The organism is Actinomadura keratinilytica, assembly GCF_039539665.1.
GTDB lineage: Bacteria > Actinomycetota > Actinomycetes > Streptosporangiales > Streptosporangiaceae > Spirillospora > Spirillospora keratinilytica.
The window spans coordinates 86,592-108,599 of the sequence record NZ_BAABDO010000009.1 but is presented as its reverse complement, the minus strand read 5'-3'; the positions used below and the strand labels follow the sequence as shown (position 1 = coordinate 108,599).

The following is a 22,008-nucleotide window of genomic DNA, read 5'->3' as shown; positions in this document are numbered from 1 at the left end:
TCAGCGACAGTCGTAGACGACCTCGGCGCGCGAGTGCCCGAACAGGAAGCTCTGCACGGGACAGGGGGACGCGGCACCCCGCGGGAACCCGGAGAGCGCGAAGCGGGACGCCCGCGGCGGTGCCGGCGCGCCGACGGCCGACGGGAAACCGGCCGGCGCACGGCGCACGGCGCCCGGCCACGACCGCCCGCTCGTCCACATGACGGCCAGTTTACCGGCCGTGTCCGGGGCGCCGATCAGCCGCCCGGCGCGCCCGCCCGCCCCGCGGCCCGCTCACTCGTAGCTGTCGACGATCTTCACTTCCTCTTCGGTGACCTCGCCGTCCACGATCCGGAAGGAACGGAACTCGATCTCCTCGGGGTCGCGCGTGGACACCAGCACGTAGTGCGCGTTCGGCTCGGAGGCGTAGGACACGTCGGTGCGGGACGGGTACGCCTCGGTGGCGGTGTGCGAGTGGTAGATGACCACCGGCTCCTCGTCCCGGTCGTCCATCTCCCGCCACACCTTCAGCTGCTCGATGGAGTCGAACCGGTAGAACGTGGGGGAGCGCTCGGCGTTGGTCATCGCGATGAACCGGGTCGGCCGGTCCGAGCCGGCCGCACCGGCGATCACACCGCAGGCCTCGTCGGGGTGGTCGGCGCGCGCATGCGCAACGATCTTGTCGACCAGGGCACGCTCGATCGTCAGCATGCCCCGAAGGCTACCCGCCGCCGCGGGCCGCACCGGCCGCCGCCCCGCCCGCGGCCCGCGCCGCCGCCCGGGCAGGCGCCGCACGGCGCGAACACGGTGCGGACGCGGTCACCACACGGCGCGGACGAGGCTCTCCTGCAGCATGGTCAGCCAGTCGTAGGCGGCGTACATGGGCGTGCGCGGGTCGGCCGGGTCCAGTTCGGCGGCCTGCTCCTCCCACTCCTCGGTGATGTCGAGGCGGGTGCCGAGCGCCAGCCGCACGTCGTTGAGGGCCCGCAGCCAGACCTGCGCCTCCTCCTCGTCCAGGACCGGCCGCGGGCCCCGGTCGAGCGTCCGGAGGACCGTGCGGGCGGCCTCGCGCTTGCCCTCGCGCAGGCCCACCTCGGTGTAGCGCCGGAACTCGCCGGCCGCGCGGTCGTCCTCGCGGTAGCCGTCCGGGAACAGCCGCGCCAGCACCGGGTCGTCCGGCGGGGAGGTGCGTTCGGAGATGCCCACCGCGGCCAGCTCGTCGCCCGGGCCCGGCGCGTCCCGGTCCAGCAGCGCCAGCAGCTGCTCCATCAGCGCCCGGACCAGCGCCGCCTCCTCGGGCTCCAGGCGCACGCTGACGCCGCCGCCCTGGACCCTCTCGACCGCACTCATGGATCTCGATTCTCAGTCGTCTCGTTTCACCGTGGCCCACAGGCCGTAGGAGTGCAGGATCTCCACGTCCCGCTCCATCTCCTCGCGGGTGCCGTTGGCCACCACGGCCCGGCCCTTGTGGTGCACGTCCAGCATGAGCTTCTCGGCCTTGGACCGCGGGTAGCCGAACACGGTCTGGAACACGTATGTGACGTACGACATCAGGTTGATCGGGTCGTTCCAGACGATCGCCAGCCAGGGCCGGTCGGCGCTCTGGTCCTCTCCGACGTCCGGCCGTTCGAGCTCGACCGGCGCGGTTGCTGTGCTCATCGGCTCCTCACGTCTCCCTCGTATCCGCGGAGTCGATTCCGCCACCGCTTGCGATGCTATGCGCGATGCCGTCGGCCGTGTCCGCCGTGCGCCGCCGCGGGGCGCGGCGGCCCTCATCTCCATGGTGCACACACCGGGCCTTAAGGTTCCACTTGTGGACCTTGGTGACGGCACGGCCCTGCTGACCGACCATTACGAGCTGACGATGCTGCAGGCGGCGCTGCGCGAGGGCACCGCCGAACGCCGCGCGGTGTTCGAGGTGTTCGCCCGCAGCCTGCCGAACGGGCGGCGCTACGGCGTGGTCGCGGGCACAGGACGGCTGCTGGACGCGATCGAGCGCTTCACCTTCGACGCCGCCCAGCTGGAGTTCCTCACCGCCCACGGCGTGGTGGACCGGCCGACCGCCGAATGGCTGGAGAAGTACCGCTTCACCGGGAACGTCTGGGGCTACCCCGAGGGCGAGTGCTATTTCCCGGACTCGCCGATCCTGACGGTGGAAGGCACGTTCGCCGAGGCCGTCCTGCTGGAGACGCTGGTGCTGTCGATCCTCAACCACGACTGCGCGATCGCCTCGGCCGCGTCCCGGATGGTGCAGGCCGCGGCGGGCCGCCCGCTGATCGAGATGGGCTCGCGCCGCACCCACGAGCGGGCCGCCGTGGCCGCCGCCCGCGCCGCCTACATCGCGGGCTTCGCCACCACCTCCAACCTGGAGGCGGGCCGCCGGTACGGGGTGCCGACCGCCGGGACGGCCGCGCACGCGTTCACCCTGCTGCACGACAGCGAACGGCACGCCTTCAAGGCCCAGCTGGCCTCCCTCGGCGAGGGCACGACGCTGCTGGTGGACACCTACGACGTCGAACGGGCCGTGCGCACCGCCGTGGAGCTGGCCGGGCCGTCCCTGGGCGCGGTGCGCATCGACAGCGGCGACCTGGGGGTGATGGCGCGGCGCGTCCGCGAGCTGCTGGACTCGCTCGGCGCCACCGGCACCCGCATCGTGGTCACCGGCGACCTGGACGAGTACGGCATCGCGGCGCTGGGCACCGCGCCCGTCGACGGCTACGGCGTGGGCACGTCCCTGGTGACCGGGTCGGGCGCGCCCACCGCGTCCCTGGTCTACAAGCTGGTGGCGCGGTCCGACGGGCCGGGGCCGGACGCGCCGATGCGCCCGGTGGCCAAGCGGTCCGCGGGCAAGCCCACGCGCGGCGGCCGCAAGACGGCGATCCGCCGCATCGACGCGCACGGCACCGCGACCTGCGAGCTGATCACCACGGGCGGGCCGGCGCCGGGGCCGCGCGACCGGCTGCTGCACGTCCCGCTGATCGAGAACGGCGAGGTGGTGGGACGCGAGCCGCTGGCCGCCGCCCGCGAGCGGCACGCCCGCTCCCTGCGCGAGCTGCCCACGGCCGCGGTGCGGCTGTCGCGCGGGCAGCCCGCCATCCCGACCGAGTTCGTCGACGGCGACGTCCGCCCCCTGGCGTAACGTTCGCGTTGTCCGGGGACATACCGGGGGAACCTCATCGAGGAGCGCTCATGGGCAAGGCCCTGATCATCGTTGATGTGCAGATCGACTTCTGCGAGGGCGGCTCGCTGCCCGTCGGCGGCGGCGCGGACGTGGCCGCCGCGATCTCCGCGCACGTCGCCGCGCACCGGGACGAGTACGCCCACATCGTCGCCACCCGCGACTTCCATCTCGACCCCGGCGACCACTTCTCCGCCGCCCCCGACTTCGTCGACACCTGGCCGCCGCACTGCGTGATCGGCACGCCCGGCGCCGACTTCCACCCCAACCTGGACCTCGCCCCGATCGAGGTGGTGTTCAGCAAGGGGCGCACCGAGGCCGCCTACAGCGGGTTCGAGGGCGCGACCGACGACGAGGTGCCGCTGGACGAGTGGCTGCTCGGCCGCGGCGTGGACGAGGTCGACATCGTCGGCATCGCCACCGACCACTGCGTGCGGGCCACGGCCGTGGACGCCGCGCGCGCCGGGCTGCGCACCCGGGTGCTGCTCGACCTGACGGCGGGCGTGGCCAAGGACACCGTGGACCGGGCCCTGGAGGAGCTGCGCCGCGAGGGCGTCGAGCTCGTCGGCAGCCCCGTCGTGCGCGCCTGACCGGCCACCGCCGCCGCGGGCGCGGACGCAGGCGCTGACACGGCCGCGGCCGCCGCCGCGGGGGCGGGTGCGGCGGGCGGGTCAGAAGCGGCGCCGGGCCGCCCACTCGCGGATCTTGTCGATGCGGCGGCGGATGTCCTCGGCGCTGGCCTGGGCGATGGCGGGGCCGCCGCAGACCCGGCGCAGCTCGGCGTGGATCACGCCGTGCGGCTGCCCGGTGCGGTGGTTCCACGCGCCGACCAGCCCGTTCAGCTCCTTGCGCAGGGCGTGCAGGTCCTCGGCGGCGGTCCGGTCGGCGGCGCCGTCGGCGCGCGGGTCGCCGGTCTTCTTCTTGCGGCGGGCGCGCATCTGGTCGGCCTGCCGCTTGCGCAGCAGCGCGCTGACCTGCTCGGGCTCCAGCAGGCCGGGGATGCCGAGGAACTCCTCCTCCTCGACCGAGCCGGGCGTGGCCTGCATGCCGAACTCGCCGCCGTCGTACAGCACCCGGTCGAAGGTGGCGGACGCCTCGACGGTCTCGAAGGCGAACTCCTCCCCCACCGCGTCGGGGTTGTCGCGGCGCCGGTTGGCCTCGGCCAGCAGGTCGTCGTCGAGGCCGTCCTCGCGGATCGGCTTGTCGAGCACGTGGTCGCGCTCGGCCTCCATCTCGGCGGCGTGGCTCATCAGCGTCGGCACCGACGGCAGGAACACCGAGGCCGTCTCGCCGCGCTTGCGGGCCCGGACGAAGCGGCCGATGGCCTGGGCGAAGAACAGCGGCGTGCTGGTGGACGTGGCGTACACGCCCACGCACAGCCGCGGGATGTCCACGCCCTCGGACACCATCCGCACCGCCACCATCCACCGGTCGTCGTTCGCGGCGAACTGCTTGATCTTCTTGCTGGCGGTGGGGTCGTCCGACAGCACCACGGTGGCGCCCTGCCCGGTGACCGACCGCAGCATCGCCGCGTACGCCCGGGCCGCCTCGTGGTCGGTGGCGATGACCAGGCCGCCCGCGTCGGGGATGGCGCGGCGCAGCTCGGTGAGCCGCTTGTCGGCGGCGACCAGCACCTGCCGGATCCAGTCGCCCTTGGGGTCGAGCGCGGCCCGCCACGCCTGGGACATCTGGTCCTGGGTGAGGGGCTCGCCGAGGGTGGCGGTCAGCTCCTCGCCCGCGCGGGTGCGCCAGCGCATCTCGCCGGCGTACGCCATGAACAGCACCGGGCGGACGACGCCGTCGGCCAGGGCCGGGCCGTAGCCGTAGGTGTAGTCGGCGCGGCTGCGGCGGATGCCGTCGGGCCCCTCCTCGTACTGCACGAACGGAATCGGGTTGACGTCGGTGCGGAAGGGCGTGCCGGACAGGCACAGCCGCCGGGTGGCGGGCTCGAACGCCTCGCGCACCGCGTCGCCCCACGACAGCCCGTCGCCCGCGTGGTGCACCTCGTCGAAGATCACCAGGGTCTTGCGGGCCTCGGTGCGGTTGCGGTGCAGCGCCGGGCGGGCCGCGACCGTGGCGTAGGTGACGGCGATGCCGTGGAAGTCCTTGCCGACGCGGCCCTGGGCGTTCTGGAACTCGGGGTCGATCTTGATGCCGACGCGGCCGGCGGCCTCGGCCCACTGCCGCTTGAGGTGCTCGGTGGGGCACACCACGGTGACCCCGACCACCACGCGGCGGTCGAGCAGCTCGCGGGCCAGCCGCAGCGCGAAGGTGGTCTTGCCGGCGCCGGGCGTGGCGACGGCGAGGAAGTCGCGCGGTCCGGTGCCCCCGCCCGCGCTGAAGTACGCCTCCAGAGCCTGCTGCTGCCAGGCACGCAGGGACGAGGCGGTCCCCCAGGCGGCCCGCTCGGGGAAGGCGGGGGGCATGCTGGAAGCGGCGAAGGTGCTCACGGTCATCGAAGGCTACCCAGACTCACCGACAGACCGCGCCCCACCGCGCGCGGAAGCCGTCCGGCGCGACTCCCGGTACGCCGCCCACAACGTGCGCAAACGCCGCCCCTGATCAGCGGTGAACTCGCGCATGCAGTCGTCCCAGCCGTAGTTCATGAAATTCCGCACAGGGTCGCTGCCGGGCTCGGGGCAGGTGTCCTTGCTCCGCGGGCAGCCCTGGGCGGGCCACGCCTCGTACGGCGTGTCGTCCACGTCGTCGCCGGGCACCTCGCAGCCGTTCTCGAAGGTGTGGAACAGCCCGATCCAGTGCCCGACCTCGTGGACGACGGTGTAGCCGCGGTCGAAGTGCCGCAGGGAGCCGTTGGTCAGGCTGCGGTGGTCGACGATGACGCCGTCGTTGCCCGGTTCGCCGCGGTACCACTGGGGGAAGGTGGAGAAGCCCAGCACGTCGGTGCCGACGGCGGCGGTGAACAGGTTGAGGGTGCCGGGCCCGCCGCCGCGCAGGCGCTGCTTCATGGCCCGTTCGTGCGCGTGCGGGCGGGCGAACCACCCGGGCTGGACGGTGACGTCGAAGCTCTGGAGCCGGAACCGGATGCCGGTGTCGGCGCCGCCCCACCGGCCGCCGTAGGCGGCGTTGAGGGTGGCGACCTGCTGCTTGGCCCTGGCCCGCGACAGGCGCCCGTTGCGGCCGTCGGTCACCACGTGGAAGCGGACCGGGACGACGACCGTCCGGCGCCGCCACCGGGACTCCAGCAGCCGCTCGTCGTCGGTGCCGAACCGGGCGCGCAGGGTGCGGCGGTAGTCGTCCAGCATCGCCCGGACCTGGGCCGGTTCGAGGTCGGCGCGGTCGCGGACGGGCGGATCACCCGGTTCGCCGGGCTCGCCCGTGCGCCGCAGCGCGCCGCGTCCCGGCAGTGCGCGGCCGGGCGTGTCGTCGCAGCCCGGCCTCGTCGGCGCGGCCCGGCGGACGACCCGGGCATCGCCATACGCAAGAGACAGAATACAGAGAGTAACCACGAGTGGGCAGCAGAAGCCCCTGCCGAGCCGCTTCATCGATCCCCCGAAATCAGAAACTCATGATCTCGCGACCGGTCCGCCCGCCGACCGCGAGATCACGTCGTGCACGCCCGTGCGCCGCGCCGCCCGTCTCCCCCGGGCGGCGCGGCCGCGCTCACTCGTCCCCGTCGCCGCCCTTGGGCAGGGACTCGTAGATCTCCTTGCACTCCGGGCACACCGGATACTTCTGGGGGTCCCGGTTGGGCACCCAGACCTTGCCGCACAGCGCGATCACCGGGGTTCCGGTCACCGCGCTCTCGGTGATCTTGGACTTCTTGACGTAGTGGGCGAACCGCTCGTGGTCGCCGTCGCCGTGCGAGAGGTCCGGCCGGGTGTCGCTCTCGGGAAGGATCTTCGTGCTCACGTGGCCTCCTCGCCCAGCGGCTCCGAAGCCGCGTCCGCAGGGGTGCTGTGCTCATCGCGGCCGACCGGGCCGCTGCGGCCCGCCGACCGGGCTCGGCTGCGCGCCGCCGGGCGGCCCGTCGCCTCGCTCACCCCAACACCTTAATTGAGGGTCGGGTCGTCGGGGAAAGTGGAGACGAAGGCCAGGTCACCGCCCTGGCGGCGGAGCACCTCGCGCCACAGCCGGGAGGGGTCGCCGGCGAACACGTCGCCCGCCTCGGCCGGGACCACGTACCACGCGCCCTCCTCGATCTCCGCGAGCAGCTGCCCGGCCGACCAGCCGGAGTACCCGGCGAACACGCGCAGCTGGAGCAGTTCGGGCGCCAGCAGGCCGGGCGGGGCGTCCAGGTCCACCAGGCCCACCCGCGCCACCTCCGACGCGCCGTCCAAGGCGCGCCACCCCAGCGGCTCGCCCTCGCCGGGCAGCCGCGCCAGCGCCAGCGCGTTGTCCAGCGCCACCGGCCCGCCCTGGAACACCACCGACGGCCCGGTCACCAGTTCCGCCCACGGCGGCAGCACCCGGTCGACGGGGACCTCGGTCGGCCGGTTGAGGACGACGCCCAGCGTGCCGCCCTCGGCGTCGTGCTCGACCACCAGGACGACGCTGCGCCGGAAGTTGGGATCGTCCAGCTGCGGGGTGGCCACGAGCAGCTGCCCCACCCTTATGCCGTCTTCCATGGCAACCATCATGCGTTGCCCGGAGCCCCGGCGGCACGCCCCTCGCACCGTTAGCCTGTTACGCATCCCTATCGCCCGGGGTATCGGCAGAACGCGGGGCCGGGTTAAGAATGATCTACTCGGGATCGCCGAGCGCCGGGAACCAGCCGACGGGCCGGGAGGAACGCGATGCAGTTGCCGAGGGTCCTCATCGCCGCCGTATTCTTCGTCATCGGGTTGCTGCTCGCGCTGCCCTGGCTGACCGACATCACCGGGATCACCCGGACGTCGGCGCCCGCGGCGTCCACGACGTCTCCCAGCCCCGACGACTCGGGGAGCCCCGACCCGGGCGACTCGGGTTCGGGCAGCCCGTCGCCGTCGGGCACCCGGAGCGGGGGCGGCGGCGACGGCTCGGCCAGTCCCAGCCCGAGCCGGACGACGTCGTCGCCGAGCCCCAGCGCCTCGCCCAGCCCTAGCGCCTCGCCGAGCCCGACGCGCACCACGCGCACCCCCGCGCCGCTGAGCGTCACGTTCAGCACGTTGGACTGCCCCGACCGCACCGTCGAGGTGACCGTCCGCAACACCGGCCAGGGCACCGAGGACTACGCCATCGAGCGCAACGACGGGTCGGCCGCCGTGGCCGGCCGGCTCGGCCCCGGCGCGTCCCGCACCACCGAGCTCACCCTGCGCGAGGACCGCCGCACCCGCATCGAGGTCACCTGGCGCAACCGGCCGGTGCGGGAGCGGACCATCACCGCCGACTGCCGCCGCGGCACCCCCGCGCCGAGCCCGACCGACGAGCTGCCGTACACCGGCGCCGACTCCACGGTGCTGTGGGCGCGCGCCGCCACCGGCACCGCCGCCATGGTCACCGGCGCGATCATCTTCTGGTACGGCGGCATCTGGCCGCGGCGCCGCGAGCAGATCTTCGCCAAGAAGGGCGAGTGACGCGTCCCCGTCGCGGGCACCGTCCGGCGCTTCGCCCGGAAGCCCGCCCGGGCTTCCGGGCGGCGCCCGTCACGCCTCGGTGCGGGGGCGGCCGCCGGCGGCCTCCCGGACGGCGCCCGCGACGCGGTGGCTGACCTCCGGGTGGAACACGCTCGGCACGATGTAGTTGGGGCCGAGCTCCTCGTCGGTGACGACCTCGGCCAGCGCCTTGGCGGCCGCCAGCAGCATGTCCTGGGTGACGCCGCTGGCCTGGGCGTCCAGCAGGCCGCGGAACACGCCCGGGAAGGCCAGCACATTGTTGATCTGGTTGGGGTAGTCGCTGCGCCCGGTGGCGACCACCGCGGCGTGCTCGCGCGCCTCGTCCGGGGACACCTCCGGCTCGGGGTTGGCCAGCGCGAACACGATCGCGTCGTCGTTCATCGCGGCGATGTCGGCACCGGTCAGGATGCCCGGCGCGGACACCCCGATGAACACGTCGGCGCCCTTGACCGCGCCGCGCAGGTCGCCGGCGTAGCCCTCGGCGTTGGTGTGCTCGGCGATCCAGCGCAGCGACTCGTCCAGGTCGTCGCGGCCGGTGTGCACCGCGCCGCGGTAGTCGCACACCACCACGTTCTTGGCGCCCGCGTTCAGCAGCAGCCGCAGGATCGCGGTGCCCGCCGCGCCCGCGCCCGCCATCGCGATGCGCACCGCGCCCAGCTCCTTGCCGACCACGCGCAGCGCGTTGGTCAGCGCGGCCAGCACGCAGATCGCGGTGCCGTGCTGGTCGTCGTGGAAGACGGGGATGTCCAGCAGCTCGCGCAGCCGGGCCTCCACCTCGAAGCAGCGCGGCGCGGAGATGTCCTCCAGGTTGATGCCGCCGAACGCGGGGGCCAGGATCTGCACGGTCCGGACGATCTCGTCGGTGTCCTGGGTGTCCAGGCAGATCGGCCAGGCGTCGATGCCGGCGAACCGCTTGAACAGCGCGGCCTTGCCCTCCATGACCGGCAGCGCCGCCTCCGGGCCGATGTTGCCCAGGCCCAGCACCGCCGACCCGTCGGTCACCACGGCCACGCTGTTGCGTTTGACGGTCAGCCGGCGCACGTCCTCGGGGTTGCGGGCGATGGCCAGCGACACCCGCGCCACGCCCGGCGTGTAGGCCATGGACAGCTCGTCGCGGGTGCGCAGCGGCACCTTGGACTGCATCTCGATCTTGCCGCCCAGGTGCATGAGGAAGGTGCGGTCGCTGACCTTGTGGATGGAGATGTCGTCGAGCTGCTCCAGGGCGCCGACGATCTCCTCGGCGTGCTCGGTGTCGCGGGTGGCGATGGTGACGTCGATGCGCAGCGTCTCGTGCCCGGCGGTGTTGACGTCGAGGGCGGTGACGATGCCGCCGGCGTTCTCGACCACGTGCGTGATCTGGCTGACGGCCTTGCCACCGGCCGGCACCTCCAGCCGGACGGTGATGGAGTACGACACGCTGGGCACGCTGGCCACGACTGCTCCCTATAGCTGTGGGGTCCCTCTATTGCCGCCCCATCGTCCCATGTCAGGACGGTATGGGCGGTTCCGTCGCCCGGCCTGGCGGCGCCCCGCGGACCCGCCGCCTCGAAAACGCCAGGGCCGCGGCCGTGACGGGCCCGGCAACGGTGGGCTCGGGGACGCGGGTGCTGTCGGTCAGGAGGTGGTAGGGCCGCGGACCGGCGGGGTCGACCCCGTAGAAGTGCCACGCAGGCCGCCCGGGCGCGGTCATAGCCTCAGAGGATACGCTCAACATCGCGTCCGGAGGGCACAGACGTCGTGCTCTGCTATGCACGCCTTGGGCACTCCGGGGCCCGGCTCCCCGCCGCGTCCGCGCGGGCGCGCGCCGCTCCGCCGCCGGACCGGTGGCGCGTGCGGACCGCCCGGCGGGCGCCGGAGACGGCCGGGCGACGCCGGTCCGGCGCGCTCGCGACCGGGGTACTCGCGACCGGGGCGCTCGGAGCAGCCGCCCGGGGCGGCCGCCCGGAACGGAATGCCCGGACAGACCGCTCGGACAGACCGCTCGGACAGGCCGCTCAGAACAGGGCGGCCTGCAGGCTGCGGCGGGCCTTGCCGACCCTGGGGTCGTCCGGCGGCAGCAGCTCGAACAGCTCCACCAGGTGCTTGCGGACGGCGTCGCGGTCGTCGCCGGCGGTGCGCCGGACCGCGCCCAGCAGCCGGTCGAAGGCGGCGTCGATCCGGCCCGAGACGGCCTCCACGTCGGCGGCCAGCAGCTGCGCCTGGACGTCGTCGGGCTTGGCCTCGGCGTCCCGCAGCGCGCCCTGGGCGTCGACCCCGCGCACCCGCCGGCTCACCTCGACCAGCACCAGGCCGCGCTTGGCGCCCTCGTCGCGCGGGTTGCGGTCGAGGACCCGCTGGAACGCCGCCTTGGCGCCGTCCAGGTCGCCTCTCTGCAGGGCCTCCTCCGCCTCGCCGTACACCTGCCCGGCGGCGGACTCGCCCGTCGCGGCCGCACCGCCCGCGGGGGCCTCCGGCAGGATGCCCTCCTTGCGCAGGGCGTCGAACAGCTGGTCGAGGGCCTGGCGCACCTGCGGCTCGGGCGCGGCGCCGTTGAGGAACGGCAGCAGCTGCCCCCCGACCACCACGGCCACGAACGGGATGCCGCGCACGCCCATCTGCTGCATGTACGCGGCCAGCTGCGGGTTGGCGTCGATGTCGACCTTGGCCAGCACCCACTGGCCGGCCGCCTCGTTCGCCAGCTTCTCCAGGATGGGGCCGAGCTGCTTGCACGGTCCGCACCACTCGGCCCAGAAGTCGACCAGCACCGGAACGGTGCGCGACCGGTCGACCACTTCGGCGTTGAAGGTCTGGTCGGTGACGTCCACGACGTACGGGCCGCCGGCGGCGCCGTTCGCGGCGGCGCCGCCTCCCGCGGCCTCCGCGGCCGCCTGACGCTCCTGCTGCCGCTTCACGGCCGCCTGACGGGCACCCAGATCGATGGCCCCGTGCAACGAAAAGTCCCGAGAAGGCATGGGTCCATCCTGCCCCATCGCGGCCCCGCTCCGTGCGCCCGTCCGCTCCCAGCGGACCGCCCGGCGCGGCGCCCGCCGCCCGCGGCGGGTCCCGGCCGGTCCGCCCGCCGCCGGGAATCGGCGCCATTTCGATCAAAGGGGCGGCCGGGCGGACGATCGGCCCGGCGTTTTATCCGACATTTCGGCGGCCGTACGGGCGGTTCGCGCCGCGCCCGGCCCGGACAGAGCGGAACATTTTCCGAAGTCTCCTCTTGGTGCGCAGAGCAAAGAATCCAGGCCGTTCCGCACGGCAGCAAAAAGACGGCTGACAGCTATCGCCAAGCGTGGTTATAGTCACGATGTCGATGCATGGCGCGACGGCAAAGAGGCGCGCCGCCCGCCCCCGGGAGGGGTTCGGCGCGGGCGCGGCCGCGGCAGCGGAGGAGACGCCGACGGGCGTCGCGCCGCGGGGGCGGGGTCCCCGCGTTTTTCCGGCCGCACCGTCCGCCCGCGGGGACCGCCCCGCAGGAACGGCACGACGCGACAACGGGGGGTAGGAGTTTGATCGCGGAGCATTCCGCGATCGTGGCCCGAGGGATGGGAGTCCGCCGCGGGGGGCGGTGGCTCCTGCGCCCGGCGGCCTTCGGCATCGCCGGGGGCGTGACCGGGCTGGCCGGACCGCCGGGTACCGGTAAATCCACTCTGCTGGCCACGTTCGCGACACTGCGCAGACCGCAGGCCGGGGCGCTGCGGATTCTCGGCCGCGACACCGCCAATTGCGCGGATCTGCGTGCGGCCCGGGCGCGGATCGGTTATCTTCCCGGCCGATTCCACTGGGCGGACAATCTGACCGCCGCGGAGTTCGTCGCCTATGCCGCGTACTACAAAGGAATGCGCGGCACGGCCGTGCGGCCGGCGCTGCGGCGTTTCGACATCGCCGACACCGCGGCCACCGAACTGGCGCTGCTGCCGCCCGATGTGCGGCTGCGCGCGGGGCTGGCGGCGACCTGCGTGCACGAGCCGGAGCTGGTGCTGCTGGACGACCCGCTGGGCGTGGCGTCCGCGCGCCGCGGCGCGCCGGCCCGGGGATCGTCCTCCCGGCGGGGCGGCGGGGCGCACGCCCGCGCGGATGCCCGTGCGGATGCCCGCGCCCCCTACGGCGACCCGGCCGACCCGGCCGACCCGGATCTGGCGGACCTGGCGGAGCTCATGCCGCTGCTGCACTCGCTGGCGCCCACGGTCGTCATCACCGCACCCGCCCCGCAGCTCCTCACCGGGTGGTGCGACCGGCTGCTCGCCCTGTCGCGGGGGCGCATCACGGACCTGCCGACGCGGTCGCACCGTCCCGTCCCCGGCTCCGGCGTGGGCGCGCCGCCCGCACCGGCCGGCGCCTCCCGGGCGTCCCGGACGGAGGCGCCACGCGACCGCGTTCCACGGCAGCCCTTGAGGACGGGCGCCGGTGTCTGAGCTCGGCCGCGTGTCCGAGCTGGGACGGGTGCTGCGTCTGGACGCCCGCCGCACCGCGCTGCTGCTGGCCGTACCGGCGCTCACCGCCATCGGCACGGTCACCGCGTGGCTGAGCCTCGGCCCCAACGTCGGCTACTGGGACAACTCCGTGGTGGCCCTGGTCAACACGGTCCGCGTCCTGGGCCCGGCGGCGGCGGCGCTGGCGGCGTGGGCGGCCCTGCGGGAGCGCAGGCTCGACTTCCTGCGCGACCTCACCACCCGGTCCCCGGCCACCGGCGCGTTGCACGACCTGGCGCTGCTGGCGGCGGCGGCGCTGGCGGCGTACGGGACGGTGACCGTCGTCATCGCGGCGGAGACGCTGATGCGCGGCGAGGCGGGCCGTCTCCACCCCCTCGGGGCGGTGGCGGGGGCGGCGGCGCTCGTCCTGCACGTGGTGCTGGGCTACCTGGCCGGACGCCTGTTCCCCCGTCCCCCGACAGCCGTGGCCGCGGCCGCGGTGACGTGCCTGTGGGCGGTGTCGCGTCCCCCCGGCTCGTCGTGGTGGAGCCTCCTGCCGCCCGCGGCGCTCCCCCAGGTGCCCTTGTTCACCGGTCTGCGCACGCGTGTGCTGGCCGACCAGACGCTGTGGTCGCTGGGGCTGATCGCGGCACTGGTGCTGGCGTACGTGGGGTGGGCCACCCGGCGCGCCGCGGTCGCGGTGCCGGTGGCCGCCGCCCTGGCGCTGACCGCGGTGGGCACCGCCGGGCTGCGTTCCTCCCACGGGCAGGCGGCGGCTCCCGCGCCCGTCGCGCTCGCCTGCCGGGAATGGCCCCTGACCGTCTGCGTCCACCCGGCGTTGCGCGACGCCCTGCCCGCCCTGTCCAACGCGGCGACCCCGCTGGCGGCCCGGCTGGCGGGCACCCCGTCCGCGTTCAACCGCGTCGAGCAGCGGCCCGAACGGGAGCCCGCGCGCGTCGCGGGCGGCGTGGCCGTCGTCCACCTGAGGGACCTGTCCCCGGGCTTCGAGGCGCGCGCGGTACGGCAGATCCAGGACGCCCTGGTGGACGGGCGGGCGTGCGCGGCGTCCCTCGACCCCGCGGCCGCCGAGTACCGCGCGCTGGTGGACGCCTGGCTGCTGGGGCGCGAAGCGCCGGCCATCTCCGACCGGGCGGCCGCGCGGCGCTTCCGCGCCTGGCGCGAGGAGACGCGCCGCGCCTGGCTGCGCCGCCACTACACCGACTACCGGCACTGCGCGCTCGGCCCCGGGCACTTCCGGCCGTCCTCGGCGCGCCCCGGCCTCACCCGCCGCGGCCTCACCCGCCGCGGCCTCACGCGCCGCGACTTCGCACGCCCCTATCAGACGCGGCCGTCGCGCCGGGCCGTCGTCCATCCCACGCGGACCATGGCGCGTCCCGGTGTCGCGCCCCGCACCTACGGCGGCACGCGCTAGCCGGAGGCTCAGGCGGCCTCCTTGGCCGGCGCGCCCTTGCCGACGGGCCGGATCCAGAACCGCTCGACCAGGAACGGGGCGACCGGCAGGACCGCGGCGGCCAGCGCGAGGACCGTGCGCCCGAGGTTCCAGCCGAGCTGCTCGCGGGCCATGACGGCCAGGCCGATGTAGGCCATGAACAGCACGCCGTGGATGGGGCCGACCACGGACACGCCCTGGGGCATGTCGCCCATGTGCTTGAGCGGCATGGCGATCAGCAGCAGCACCAGGAACGAGATCGCCTCGGCGATCGAGACGATGCGAAGAGCACGCACGATGTCCACGTCCGGCCAACGTTCCGACCCGGCCGCCGGGTTTCGGCCGCGGCTATGGTCCCGATCACAGCCGTCCGGGCGGCCCGTGAGGCGATACCGGGCCGTAGCGGGGTGATCTTGGGGGCGCGCCGGGAATGTCCTGTGCATGGCACGCTCGGAGCCCCCCTCGGACATCAAGGACGTCCCCGCGTCACGGCCGGCCGCCGCCCCCGGGAGCGCGTCCCGGCGCGGCATCGGCACGTCCGTGCTGCTCATAGTGGCGACCGTTGCGGTGGTGCTGGTCGCCCAGCAGGCGCTGCGCCTGCTGCCCGGGTCTCTCAACCCCTTCGAGGAGGAGACCAAGGACCGCAGCGGCCCGGTGCTGCTGCAGTCCATCCGCGACCTGTCCCGCTACGAGGCCGCCAGCGGGAACTTCCAGGTCATCGTGGACCTGGAGAAGGACGCCAAGTTCCTGCCCAGCGCCGTGCGCGGGTCCCGCACGCTGTTCGTCGGGCAGGGCTCGGTGAGCGCCTACGTCGACTTCTCCCGGCTCGGCTCGGGCGCCATCACCGTCAACGCCGACCGGACGGCCGCCACCGTCCGGCTGCCGCGCGCCCAGCTCGCCGGTGCCGCCCTCGATCCCGAGCACAGCCACGTGTTCGCCACCGAACGCGGGCTGATCGACCGGCTGGGCGACTTCTTCAGCGGCAGCCCCAACGACCAGCGGCAGCTGTACGTGCTGGCCGCGCAGAAGATCCAGGAGGCCGCGGCGCAGAGCGGGCTGCGCGAGCGCGCCGACCAGAACGCCAGGCTCATGCTGGAGAACATGCTGCGCGCACTGGGCTTCCGGACCGTGAGCGTCCAGACCGCCGCGCAGTGACATGCTCCGGCCCATGCCGCCGGCAGTGGCGGCATGGGCCGTTCCCGCTCTTCAGGCCGGCGCTCTTCAGGCCGGCGTCAGGAGGCGGGGACGCGCACGATGAGCGCGTCGCCCTGCCCGCCGCCGCCGCACAGCCCCGCGGCGCCGACGCCCCCGCCGCGCCGCTTCAGCTCGTGGGCCAGGTGCAGCACGATGCGGGCGCCCGACATGCCGACGGGGTGGCCCAGCGCGATGGCGCCGCCGTTGACGTTGACCTTCTCGGGGCCGACGCCCAGGTCGCGCATGGACTGCACGGCGACCGCCGCGAACGCCTCGTTGATCTCGATGAGGTCCAGGTCGGCGACGTCCAGCCCCTCCCTGCCGAGCGCGTGCTTGATCGCGTTGGCGGGCTGGGACTGCAGCGAGTTGTCCGGCCCGGCGACATTGCCGTGCGCGCCGATCTCGGCCAGCCACGGCAGGCCCAGCTCCTCGGCCTTGGCCTTGGACATCACCACGACCGCGCAGGCGCCGTCGGAGATCTGCGACGACGACCCGGCGGTGATGGTGCCGTCGGCGGCGAACGCCGGGCGCAGCCGGGCCAGGGTCTCGACGGTGGTGTCGCCGCGCACGCCCTCGTCGGCGGTGAACAGCACCGGGTCGCCCTTGCGCTGCGGGATCTCCACGGGGACGATCTCGGCGTCGAACAGCCCGTTCTTGATCGCGTCGGCGGCGCGCTGGTGCGAGCGGGCGGCGAACTCGTCCTGCTCTTCGCGGGTGATGCCGAGCCGGGCGTTGTAGCGGTCGGTCGACTCGCCCATCGAGACGTGGTCGAAGGCGTCGGTGAGCGCGTCGAAGGCCATGTGGTCCAGGACCTCGATCGACCCGTACTTGTAGCCGCCGCGCGACTTCGGCAGCAGGTGCGGCGCCCGGGTCATCGACTCCATGCCGCCGGCCACCACGATGTCGAACTCGCCGGCCCGGATCAGCTGGTCGGCCAGCGCGATCGCGTCCAGCCCGGACAGGCACACCTTGTTGATGGTGATCGACGGGACGTTCATCGGGATGCCCGCCTTGACCGCGGCCTGCCGGGACGGGATCTGCCCGGCGCCGGCCTGCAGCACCTGGCCCATGATCACGTACTGCACCCGGTCACCGGTGATCCCGGAGCGCTCCAGCGCCGCCCTGATGGCCAGGGCGCCGAGGTCGGCTGCGGTGAAGTCCTTCAGCGATCCCATCAGGCGGCCGATGGGGGTGCGCGCTCCCGCGACGATCACGGATGAAACGGTCATGACAGGGGCCTCCACAGACGTCGGCGGCGACGTTTGTCACCATACCCAGCGGAACCCTTTCGACCTGGGGGCGGCCCCAGGCGACCGTCCGCCGGACGGACAGCCCGGACGGAGAGCGGAGGAGAGCGCGCATGCTGACGCGTATAGACCACATCGGCATCGCCTGCCACGACCTGGACGCGACGGTGGAGTTCTACCGGTCCACCTACGGGTTCACCGACGTGCACTTCGAGGTGAACGAGGAGCAGGGCGTCCGGGAGGCCATGCTGAAGATCAACGACACCGGGGACGGCGCGGCCAGCTACCTGCAGCTCATCGAGCCGATCCGGGACGACTCCCCGGTCGCCAAGTGGCTGGCCAAGAACGGCGAGGGCGTGCACCATATCGCCTTCGGCACCGACGGCGACGTCCAGGACGAGGCGGACGGCATCGCGGGCAAGGGCGTCCGCGTGCTGTACGAGGCGCCGCGGCGCGGCTCCATGGGCTCGCGCATCAACTTCCTGCACCCCAAGGACTGCCACGGGGTGCTCACCGAGCTGGTCCAGAAGAAGTCCTGAGGGCGCCGGGCCGCCTGCGTCCGCGCGCACGCGCGGGCACGGACGCGGGCATGGGACGCGGGCATGGACTGCGTGTGTACGCGGCGCGGACGCGGGCGGAGCGGCGAGGGGTCGCGGGGGTGCGCACGGGCGGTGCCGCGTTTGGGACGCGGCGGACGGGAGTGATGTTCGACCGAACCCGCAGATCGTGATGTGTTCGATATCACCCGGCCGGAACGGGGGCCGCTGCGCTCGATTCTGTGACGATTCGACCACGTTTGGTGTATTTGGAGGGTAGACGCCCACGTATCCGGGGCAGCACGGGACGCAGCGACAAATACGACAAACTACGCAGCGCGTTAAGATGAGCCCCCAACACGGCAGTGGCGGGAGTACGCTTCTTCCGCCGGAAGAGGTCTGGGGCCCGCGCGCCCGTTCAGCCAGGCGATCAACCGGTTCCGGAACCCCACGTAGCCCCGTCACATCAGGATTGAGCCCTATGCAGTCCGACATCGACGCCCAGCTCAGCAACTTTTTCGAAGACACGCCCCCGCGCGAGTTCGACGTGGTGCTTCGCGGCTACGACCGGCACCAGGTCGACGAGCACATCAAGGCGCTCGACAACGAGGTCCGCCAGGCCCGCGAACAGACCCAGGCCCTCCAGCGGGAGCTGTCGGACGCGCATCGCCAGCTGCAGGAGCAGGAGCGGCCGACCTACTCCGGCCTCGGCGCCCGGATCGAGCAGCTGCTGCGGCTCGCCGAGGAGCAGGCCACCGAGCTGGTGCAGGCCGCCCGGTCCGAGGCCAACGAGATCAAGGCCGCGGCCAAGGTGGACGCCGCCGAGCTGCGCGCCACCGCCGAGAACGACGCGGCCGAGCTGCGCGCCACCGCGCAGCGCGAGTGCGACGACATGCGCAGCGCCGCCGAGCGCGAGGCCGAGGAGACCCGCACCGCGGCCCGCCGCGAGGCCGACGAGCTGACCTCCACCACCGAGCGCGAGGTCGCCAAGCTGCGCGCCACCGCCGACCACGAGGTGGCCGAGAAGCGCGCCGCCGCCGAGCGCGAGATCGCCAAGCTGCGCACCACCACCGAGCGCGAGGTGGCCCAGCTGCGGGCCTCCACCAAGCGCGAGCGCGACGAGATCCTCACCACCGCCAAGCGGCAGGCCGACGAGATGCGCGCCCAGGCCCAGCGGATCCTGGAGGAGAGCGAGGCCCAGCGCGCCCAGGCCGAGGCCGAGTTCGAGATCCAGCTCGCCGCCCGGCGCGAGGAGGCCGACCGGCAGGACGCCGAGCGGCACGCCGCCGCCCAGGCCGCCACCCAGAAGCTGGTCGCCGAGGCCGAGCAGCGCGCCGCCTCCGCCGAGCAGCGCGCCGCCAAGGCCACCCAGCAGGCCGAGCAGACCCGGCGCGAGGCCGACCAGCACGCCAAGCAGCTCATGGCCAACGCGCGCAAGAACTCCGACCAGGTCATCGCCGAGGCCAAGGCGCAGGCCGAGCAGCTGCTCGCCGAGACCAAGGCCGAGGCCGACCGCATCCGCACCGCGGCCCAGCGCCAGGTGGACGAGCTGACCCGCCAGCGCGACAGCATCACCAGCCACCTCAACCAGCTGCGCCAGCTCATCGGCGGCGTCGCCCCGGCGATGGGCGCCCCGGAGGAGATCGCCGCCCCGGCGCCCAAGCCGGAGCTGTCGGCCTCCGAGCCGGCCAAGCCCGCCAAGGCCGCCTCGTCCCAGGGCCAGCAGGCCGCGCAGGCCAAGCAGCAGCCCGCCAAGAGCCAGGCCAAGAAGTCCGACGAGGAGGACGAGGACTGGTGGCAGGAGTGACCGTCCGGTCCTGACCCTGCGACCGGGCCCGAGCCCGCGACCCGCGAAAAGCCTGGAGGCGCCGCGCTGCCTCTAGGCTTTTCGTCGTGTGAGCGGGTGTTCGCGCAAGGCCCGTCGCCCCGCGCGGGCGCCGACGTCCCGCGGGTATCGGCCCGACTGAGCAGCCCGACCGAGCAGAAGGAGAGCGGCGTGCCCGACCAGACGCCACACGACGACCGGCCGGCGCCTTCCGCGGACCAGGGCGGCGACCGGAGCGAGCAACCGCCGCTCCCCTCGCCCCGCCCGGCCCCGCCCGGCCGTGCCTCCTCCTCCGGCGCGCAGGCCGGAGCGGAGTCCGAGGCATCGAACGGCGGCACCGCGACCAAGACGGCCTCCGCCGGCGACACGAAGACCGGCGACACGAAGACCGGCGACACGAAGACCGGCGACACGGAGACCGGCCGCACGGAGACCGGCGGCGACGCCGAACCCGACAGCGGCTCGGAGTCCGGCGACGAGGCGGAGTCCGCGCCGGCGGCGCCCGCTCCCGCACAGGCCGCCCGACCCGGCGCGGACGGCGCCGACGGGAGCGCGGCGCTGCCGGATCCGGTCACGGACGTCGCCGTGCGCCGGCGGGAGGCCGGGGCGGACGAGAAGGCGCCGTTCGGGCGGCCCGGGCGGCCGCTGCGGCAGGCGCATCCGTTCGTGTTCGGCTTCACCGGGGCGCTCGGGGTGCTGACGGCGTGGCTGCTGGTCCAGGCCGTCATCAACGTGCGCCAGGTGCTGGTGCTGATCGTCGTGTCGATGTTCCTGGCGGTCGGGCTGAACCCGGCCGTGGAGGCGCTGCAGCGGGGCCGGCTGCCCCGCGGTGCGGCGGTCGGCCTGGTGTTCCTCGGCGTGGTGCTGGTGTTCGTCGGGGTCGGGTTCGCGGTCGTCCCGCCGGTCACCAACGAGGTCAGCAAGTTCGTCGACCACGTGCCCACCTACATCAGCCAGCTGCAGAGCAACCGGCAGATCCAGGAGTGGGACCGCCGCTACCAGCTGCTGGAGAAGGTGCAGGAGGCGGTGACCAACCCCAGCTTCGGGCAGGGCGCGGCGGGCGGCCTGGTCGGCGCCGGGCGGGTGGTGGTCAGCGGGGCGTTCAGCACGCTGACGGTGCTGATCCTCACCCTGTACTTCCTGGGCTCGCTGCCGACGATCAAGTCGTTCTTCTACCGGCTGGCGCCGCGCTCGCGCCGGGCCCGGGTGGCGCTGCTGGGCGACGAGATCCTGGCCCGGATCGGCGGCTATGTGGCGGGCACCGTCATGGTGGCGCTGATCGCGGGCACCGCCGCGTACATCTTCCTGAGCATCGTCGGGGTGCCGTTCGCGCTGCCGCTGGCCATCACGGTGGCGTTCACCGCGCTGATCCCGCTGGTGGGGGCGACGATCGGCGCGGTGCTGGTGAGCGTGGTGGCGTTCTTCGACGGCCTGGGCACCGGCATCGCCTGCGTGGTGTTCTTCGTGGTCTACCAGCAGGTCGAGAACTACCTGATCCATCCGCGGATCATGAAGCGGGCGGTGGACGTGCCGCCCGCGGTGACCATCATCGCCGCGCTGATCGGCGGCACGCTGCTGGGGTTCGTCGGCGCCCTGCTCGCCATCCCGACGGCCGCGGCGGTCGCGCTGATCCTCCGCGAGGTCATCCTCCCGCGCCAGGAGAGCCTGTGACGGGCCCCGGCGGGCCCCGGCGGCGGCTCAGCGGGCGGTGCGGGCCAGGGCGTCGGTGAACTCGGCGACGGCCTCGTTGAACAGCTCGGGCCGCTCGACGGCGCACAGGTGCCCGGCCTGCGGGACGACCATCAGCTCGGCGTCGGGCAGGGCGTCCGCCATGGCGCGCGCCTCGTCCTCGGTGGTCAGCGTGTCCTCGGCGCCGACCATGACCAGCGCCGGGACGGTCAGCTCCCGCAGCGTGGCGAAGGCGGGCCCGCGGGCGGCCATGGCGCGCTGGGCCCAGGCGGCGGCGGACGGCGGCGCCGACTGCACCAGGCCGCGCACCCGCCCGTAGACCAGCGGCCGCTGCCGCAGGGTGGTGGGGCCGACCAGGTGCGGCAGCACCTCGTCCAGCAGGACCTGGACGGTGCCGTCGCGGTCGATCCGCTCGGCCTGCCGCAGCCGCCGCTCGCGGACGGCGCCGGAGTCGGCGGAGGCGCGGGTGCCCGCCAACACCAGCCCCCGCACCATGTCGGGACGGCGGCGGCACAGCGCCATCGCCACGTACCCGCCCATGGACGCCCCGCCGATGACGGCCCGCGTGACGCCGAGGCCGCGCAGCGTGGCCGCCACGTCGTCGGCCATGGCGTCGATGGACGGCGCTTCGGCGCCGAGCAGGGAGCCGCCGAATCCGCGCAGGTCGGGGGTGATCACCCGGCACCGGGCGGCCAGCCCCGCGCGCTGCTCCAGCCACATCGCCGAGGACAGCGGGAACGCGTGCAGCAGCACCAGCGGTGTGCCGATGCCGACGTCCCGGGCGTAGAGCTGCACGGACATGGCGACGCCCCTCCCGTCCTCGACTCCGCGGCCGCGCGGCCTCAACACGGCGGTCAGGCAATCGTCGCCCCACGACGGCGGGCGTGGGGCGAAAATGGCCGCCACCGGCCGCCGGTGTGTGAACAATTGCCGCTTCGGCAGGTGCGGCAGCGCCGGCACGGCG

The 22,008-nt window shown here is 74.1% G+C and carries 23 protein-coding genes; 9 read left to right on the top strand and 14 right to left on the bottom strand.

Going from position 1 to position 22,008, the window contains the following annotated elements; all coding sequences use genetic code 11:
- Positions 1 to 273 precede the first annotated feature (273 nt).
- From ABD879_RS05440 to clpS, 3 genes are all read right to left on the bottom strand, one after another.
- Positions 274 to 690, bottom strand: a complete 417-nt coding sequence (locus ABD879_RS05440; RefSeq protein WP_345018012.1) for a M67 family metallopeptidase — start codon at positions 688 to 690, stop codon at positions 274 to 276.
- 108 nt (positions 691 to 798) lie between these two features.
- A complete protein-coding gene (locus ABD879_RS05435; RefSeq protein ID WP_345018010.1) occupies positions 799 to 1,329 on the bottom strand; it encodes a DUF2017 domain-containing protein in 531 nt (176 codons plus the stop codon).
- 12 nt (positions 1,330 to 1,341) lie between these two features.
- Complete coding sequence (gene clpS, locus ABD879_RS05430) at positions 1,342 to 1,638, bottom strand: ATP-dependent Clp protease adapter ClpS (RefSeq protein WP_345018008.1); 297 nt, start codon at positions 1,636 to 1,638, stop codon at positions 1,342 to 1,344.
- Between the two features lie 121 nt (positions 1,639 to 1,759).
- Between clpS and ABD879_RS05425 the strand changes: the two genes are divergently transcribed.
- Both ABD879_RS05425 and ABD879_RS05420 read left to right on the top strand, forming a co-directional pair.
- Positions 1,760 to 3,118, top strand: coding sequence for a nicotinate phosphoribosyltransferase (locus ABD879_RS05425; RefSeq protein ID WP_345018006.1), 1,359 nt, complete (start codon positions 1,760 to 1,762; stop codon positions 3,116 to 3,118).
- A 50-nt stretch (positions 3,119 to 3,168) separates the two neighbouring features.
- Positions 3,169 to 3,747: an isochorismatase family protein gene (locus tag ABD879_RS05420; RefSeq protein ID WP_345018004.1), complete on the top strand. Its 579-nt coding sequence runs from the start codon at positions 3,169 to 3,171 to the stop codon at positions 3,745 to 3,747.
- Between the two features lie 81 nt (positions 3,748 to 3,828).
- Here ABD879_RS05420 and ABD879_RS05415 read toward each other — a convergent pair whose 3' ends face one another.
- The 6 genes from ABD879_RS05415 to ABD879_RS05390 all read right to left on the bottom strand — a co-directional run bounded on the left by ABD879_RS05415 (position 3,829) and on the right by ABD879_RS05390 (position 8,282).
- Positions 3,829 to 5,583 (bottom strand): DEAD/DEAH box helicase, encoded by a 1,755-nt coding sequence (locus tag ABD879_RS05415; protein WP_345018039.1) that lies wholly within the window; start codon positions 5,581 to 5,583, stop codon positions 3,829 to 3,831.
- A 36-nt stretch (positions 5,584 to 5,619) separates the two neighbouring features.
- Positions 5,620 to 6,420: a zinc metalloprotease gene (locus ABD879_RS05410; RefSeq protein ID WP_345018002.1), complete on the bottom strand. Its 801-nt coding sequence runs from the start codon at positions 6,418 to 6,420 to the stop codon at positions 5,620 to 5,622.
- 358 nt (positions 6,421 to 6,778) lie between these two features.
- Positions 6,779 to 7,027 carry a DUF3039 domain-containing protein gene (locus tag ABD879_RS05405; RefSeq protein ID WP_345018000.1) on the bottom strand — a complete coding sequence of 83 codons (249 nt, stop codon included), beginning with the start codon at positions 7,025 to 7,027 and terminating at the stop codon, positions 6,779 to 6,781.
- Positions 7,024 to 7,158 (bottom strand): hypothetical protein, encoded by a 135-nt coding sequence (locus ABD879_RS05400; RefSeq protein ID WP_345017999.1) that lies wholly within the window; start codon positions 7,156 to 7,158, stop codon positions 7,024 to 7,026. The genes ABD879_RS05405 and ABD879_RS05400 overlap by 4 nt, the downstream gene beginning before the upstream one ends.
- Before the next feature lie 9 nt (positions 7,159 to 7,167).
- Positions 7,168 to 7,743: a YqgE/AlgH family protein gene (locus ABD879_RS05395; RefSeq protein WP_345017998.1), complete on the bottom strand. Its 576-nt coding sequence runs from the start codon at positions 7,741 to 7,743 to the stop codon at positions 7,168 to 7,170.
- 104 nt (positions 7,744 to 7,847) lie between these two features.
- Positions 7,848 to 8,282, bottom strand: coding sequence for a hypothetical protein (locus ABD879_RS05390; protein ID WP_345017997.1), 435 nt, complete (start codon positions 8,280 to 8,282; stop codon positions 7,848 to 7,850).
- Between ABD879_RS05390 and ABD879_RS05385 the strand changes: the two genes are divergently transcribed.
- Positions 8,263 to 8,670 carry a hypothetical protein gene (locus tag ABD879_RS05385; protein ID WP_345017996.1) on the top strand — a complete coding sequence of 136 codons (408 nt, stop codon included), beginning with the start codon at positions 8,263 to 8,265 and terminating at the stop codon, positions 8,668 to 8,670. The two genes, ABD879_RS05390 and ABD879_RS05385, sit on opposite strands and share 20 nt — an antisense overlap.
- Before the next feature lie 69 nt (positions 8,671 to 8,739).
- Here ABD879_RS05385 and ABD879_RS05380 read toward each other — a convergent pair whose 3' ends face one another.
- Positions 8,740 to 10,143: an NAD-dependent malic enzyme gene (locus ABD879_RS05380; protein WP_345017995.1), complete on the bottom strand. Its 1,404-nt coding sequence runs from the start codon at positions 10,141 to 10,143 to the stop codon at positions 8,740 to 8,742.
- Between the two features lie 560 nt (positions 10,144 to 10,703).
- Entirely contained in the window at positions 10,704 to 11,600 is an 897-nt protein-coding gene (locus tag ABD879_RS05375; protein ID WP_345017993.1) for a tetratricopeptide repeat protein, read from the bottom strand.
- A gap of 636 nt (positions 11,601 to 12,236) precedes the next feature.
- Here ABD879_RS05375 and ABD879_RS05370 point away from each other — a divergent pair.
- Positions 12,237 to 13,106, top strand: a complete 870-nt coding sequence (locus ABD879_RS05370) for an ATP-binding cassette domain-containing protein (protein ID WP_345017991.1) — start codon at positions 12,237 to 12,239, stop codon at positions 13,104 to 13,106.
- Positions 13,099 to 14,535 carry a hypothetical protein gene (locus ABD879_RS05365; protein WP_345017989.1) on the top strand — a complete coding sequence of 479 codons (1,437 nt, stop codon included), beginning with the start codon at positions 13,099 to 13,101 and terminating at the stop codon, positions 14,533 to 14,535. The genes ABD879_RS05370 and ABD879_RS05365 overlap by 8 nt, the downstream gene beginning before the upstream one ends.
- Before the next feature lie 8 nt (positions 14,536 to 14,543).
- Here the strand turns inward: ABD879_RS05365 and ABD879_RS05360 are convergent, their stop codons facing one another.
- A complete protein-coding gene (locus ABD879_RS05360) occupies positions 14,544 to 14,858 on the bottom strand; it encodes a DUF3817 domain-containing protein (protein ID WP_345017987.1) in 315 nt (104 codons plus the stop codon).
- A gap of 136 nt (positions 14,859 to 14,994) precedes the next feature.
- Between ABD879_RS05360 and ABD879_RS05355 the strand changes: the two genes are divergently transcribed.
- Positions 14,995 to 15,708, top strand: a complete 714-nt coding sequence (locus ABD879_RS05355; RefSeq protein WP_345017985.1) for a DUF4230 domain-containing protein — start codon at positions 14,995 to 14,997, stop codon at positions 15,706 to 15,708.
- Between the two features lie 77 nt (positions 15,709 to 15,785).
- Here the strand turns inward: ABD879_RS05355 and ABD879_RS05350 are convergent, their stop codons facing one another.
- Positions 15,786 to 16,976: an acetyl-CoA C-acetyltransferase gene (locus ABD879_RS05350; RefSeq protein WP_345017983.1), complete on the bottom strand. Its 1,191-nt coding sequence runs from the start codon at positions 16,974 to 16,976 to the stop codon at positions 15,786 to 15,788.
- Between the two features lie 131 nt (positions 16,977 to 17,107).
- Between ABD879_RS05350 and mce the strand changes: the two genes are divergently transcribed.
- The 3 genes from mce to ABD879_RS05335 all read left to right on the top strand — a co-directional run bounded on the left by mce (position 17,108) and on the right by ABD879_RS05335 (position 21,026).
- Positions 17,108 to 17,533, top strand: coding sequence for a methylmalonyl-CoA epimerase (gene mce / locus ABD879_RS05345; RefSeq protein WP_345017981.1), 426 nt, complete (start codon positions 17,108 to 17,110; stop codon positions 17,531 to 17,533).
- Positions 17,534 to 18,011: 478 nt separating this feature from the next.
- Positions 18,012 to 19,337, top strand: a complete 1,326-nt coding sequence (locus tag ABD879_RS05340; protein ID WP_345017979.1) for a DivIVA domain-containing protein — start codon at positions 18,012 to 18,014, stop codon at positions 19,335 to 19,337.
- 189 nt (positions 19,338 to 19,526) lie between these two features.
- Complete coding sequence (locus ABD879_RS05335) at positions 19,527 to 21,026, top strand: AI-2E family transporter (protein WP_345017977.1); 1,500 nt, start codon at positions 19,527 to 19,529, stop codon at positions 21,024 to 21,026.
- Between the two features lie 27 nt (positions 21,027 to 21,053).
- Here the strand turns inward: ABD879_RS05335 and ABD879_RS05330 are convergent, their stop codons facing one another.
- Positions 21,054 to 21,845: an alpha/beta fold hydrolase gene (locus ABD879_RS05330; RefSeq protein WP_345017975.1), complete on the bottom strand. Its 792-nt coding sequence runs from the start codon at positions 21,843 to 21,845 to the stop codon at positions 21,054 to 21,056.
- Between the last annotated feature and the right edge of the window lie 163 nt (positions 21,846 to 22,008).

Excerpts from the sequence above, each read along its gene's own strand:
- ABD879_RS05440 (WP_345018012.1), bottom strand. The coding sequence starts at position 690 with ATGCTGACGATCGAGCGTGCCCTGGTCGACAAGATCGTTGCGCATGCG.
- ABD879_RS05435 (WP_345018010.1), bottom strand. The coding sequence starts at position 1,329 with ATGAGTGCGGTCGAGAGGGTCCAGGGCGGCGGCGTCAGCGTGCGCCTG.
- clpS (WP_345018008.1), bottom strand. The coding sequence starts at position 1,638 with ATGAGCACAGCAACCGCGCCGGTCGAGCTCGAACGGCCGGACGTCGGA.
- ABD879_RS05425 (WP_345018006.1), top strand. The coding sequence starts at position 1,760 with ATGGTGCACACACCGGGCCTTAAGGTTCCACTTGTGGACCTTGGTGAC.
- ABD879_RS05420 (WP_345018004.1), top strand. The coding sequence starts at position 3,169 with ATGGGCAAGGCCCTGATCATCGTTGATGTGCAGATCGACTTCTGCGAG.
- ABD879_RS05415 (WP_345018039.1), bottom strand. The coding sequence starts at position 5,583 with ATGCCCCCCGCCTTCCCCGAGCGGGCCGCCTGGGGGACCGCCTCGTCC.
- ABD879_RS05410 (WP_345018002.1), bottom strand. The coding sequence starts at position 6,420 with ATGCTGGACGACTACCGCCGCACCCTGCGCGCCCGGTTCGGCACCGAC.
- ABD879_RS05395 (WP_345017998.1), bottom strand. The coding sequence starts at position 7,743 with ATGGAAGACGGCATAAGGGTGGGGCAGCTGCTCGTGGCCACCCCGCAG.
- ABD879_RS05370 (WP_345017991.1), top strand. The coding sequence starts at position 12,237 with ATGGGAGTCCGCCGCGGGGGGCGGTGGCTCCTGCGCCCGGCGGCCTTC.
- ABD879_RS05355 (WP_345017985.1), top strand. The coding sequence starts at position 14,995 with ATGGCACGCTCGGAGCCCCCCTCGGACATCAAGGACGTCCCCGCGTCA.
- ABD879_RS05350 (WP_345017983.1), bottom strand. The coding sequence starts at position 16,976 with ATGACCGTTTCATCCGTGATCGTCGCGGGAGCGCGCACCCCCATCGGC.
- mce (WP_345017981.1), top strand. The coding sequence starts at position 17,108 with ATGCTGACGCGTATAGACCACATCGGCATCGCCTGCCACGACCTGGAC.
- ABD879_RS05340 (WP_345017979.1), top strand. The coding sequence starts at position 18,012 with ATGCAGTCCGACATCGACGCCCAGCTCAGCAACTTTTTCGAAGACACG.
- ABD879_RS05330 (WP_345017975.1), bottom strand. The coding sequence starts at position 21,845 with ATGTCCGTGCAGCTCTACGCCCGGGACGTCGGCATCGGCACACCGCTG.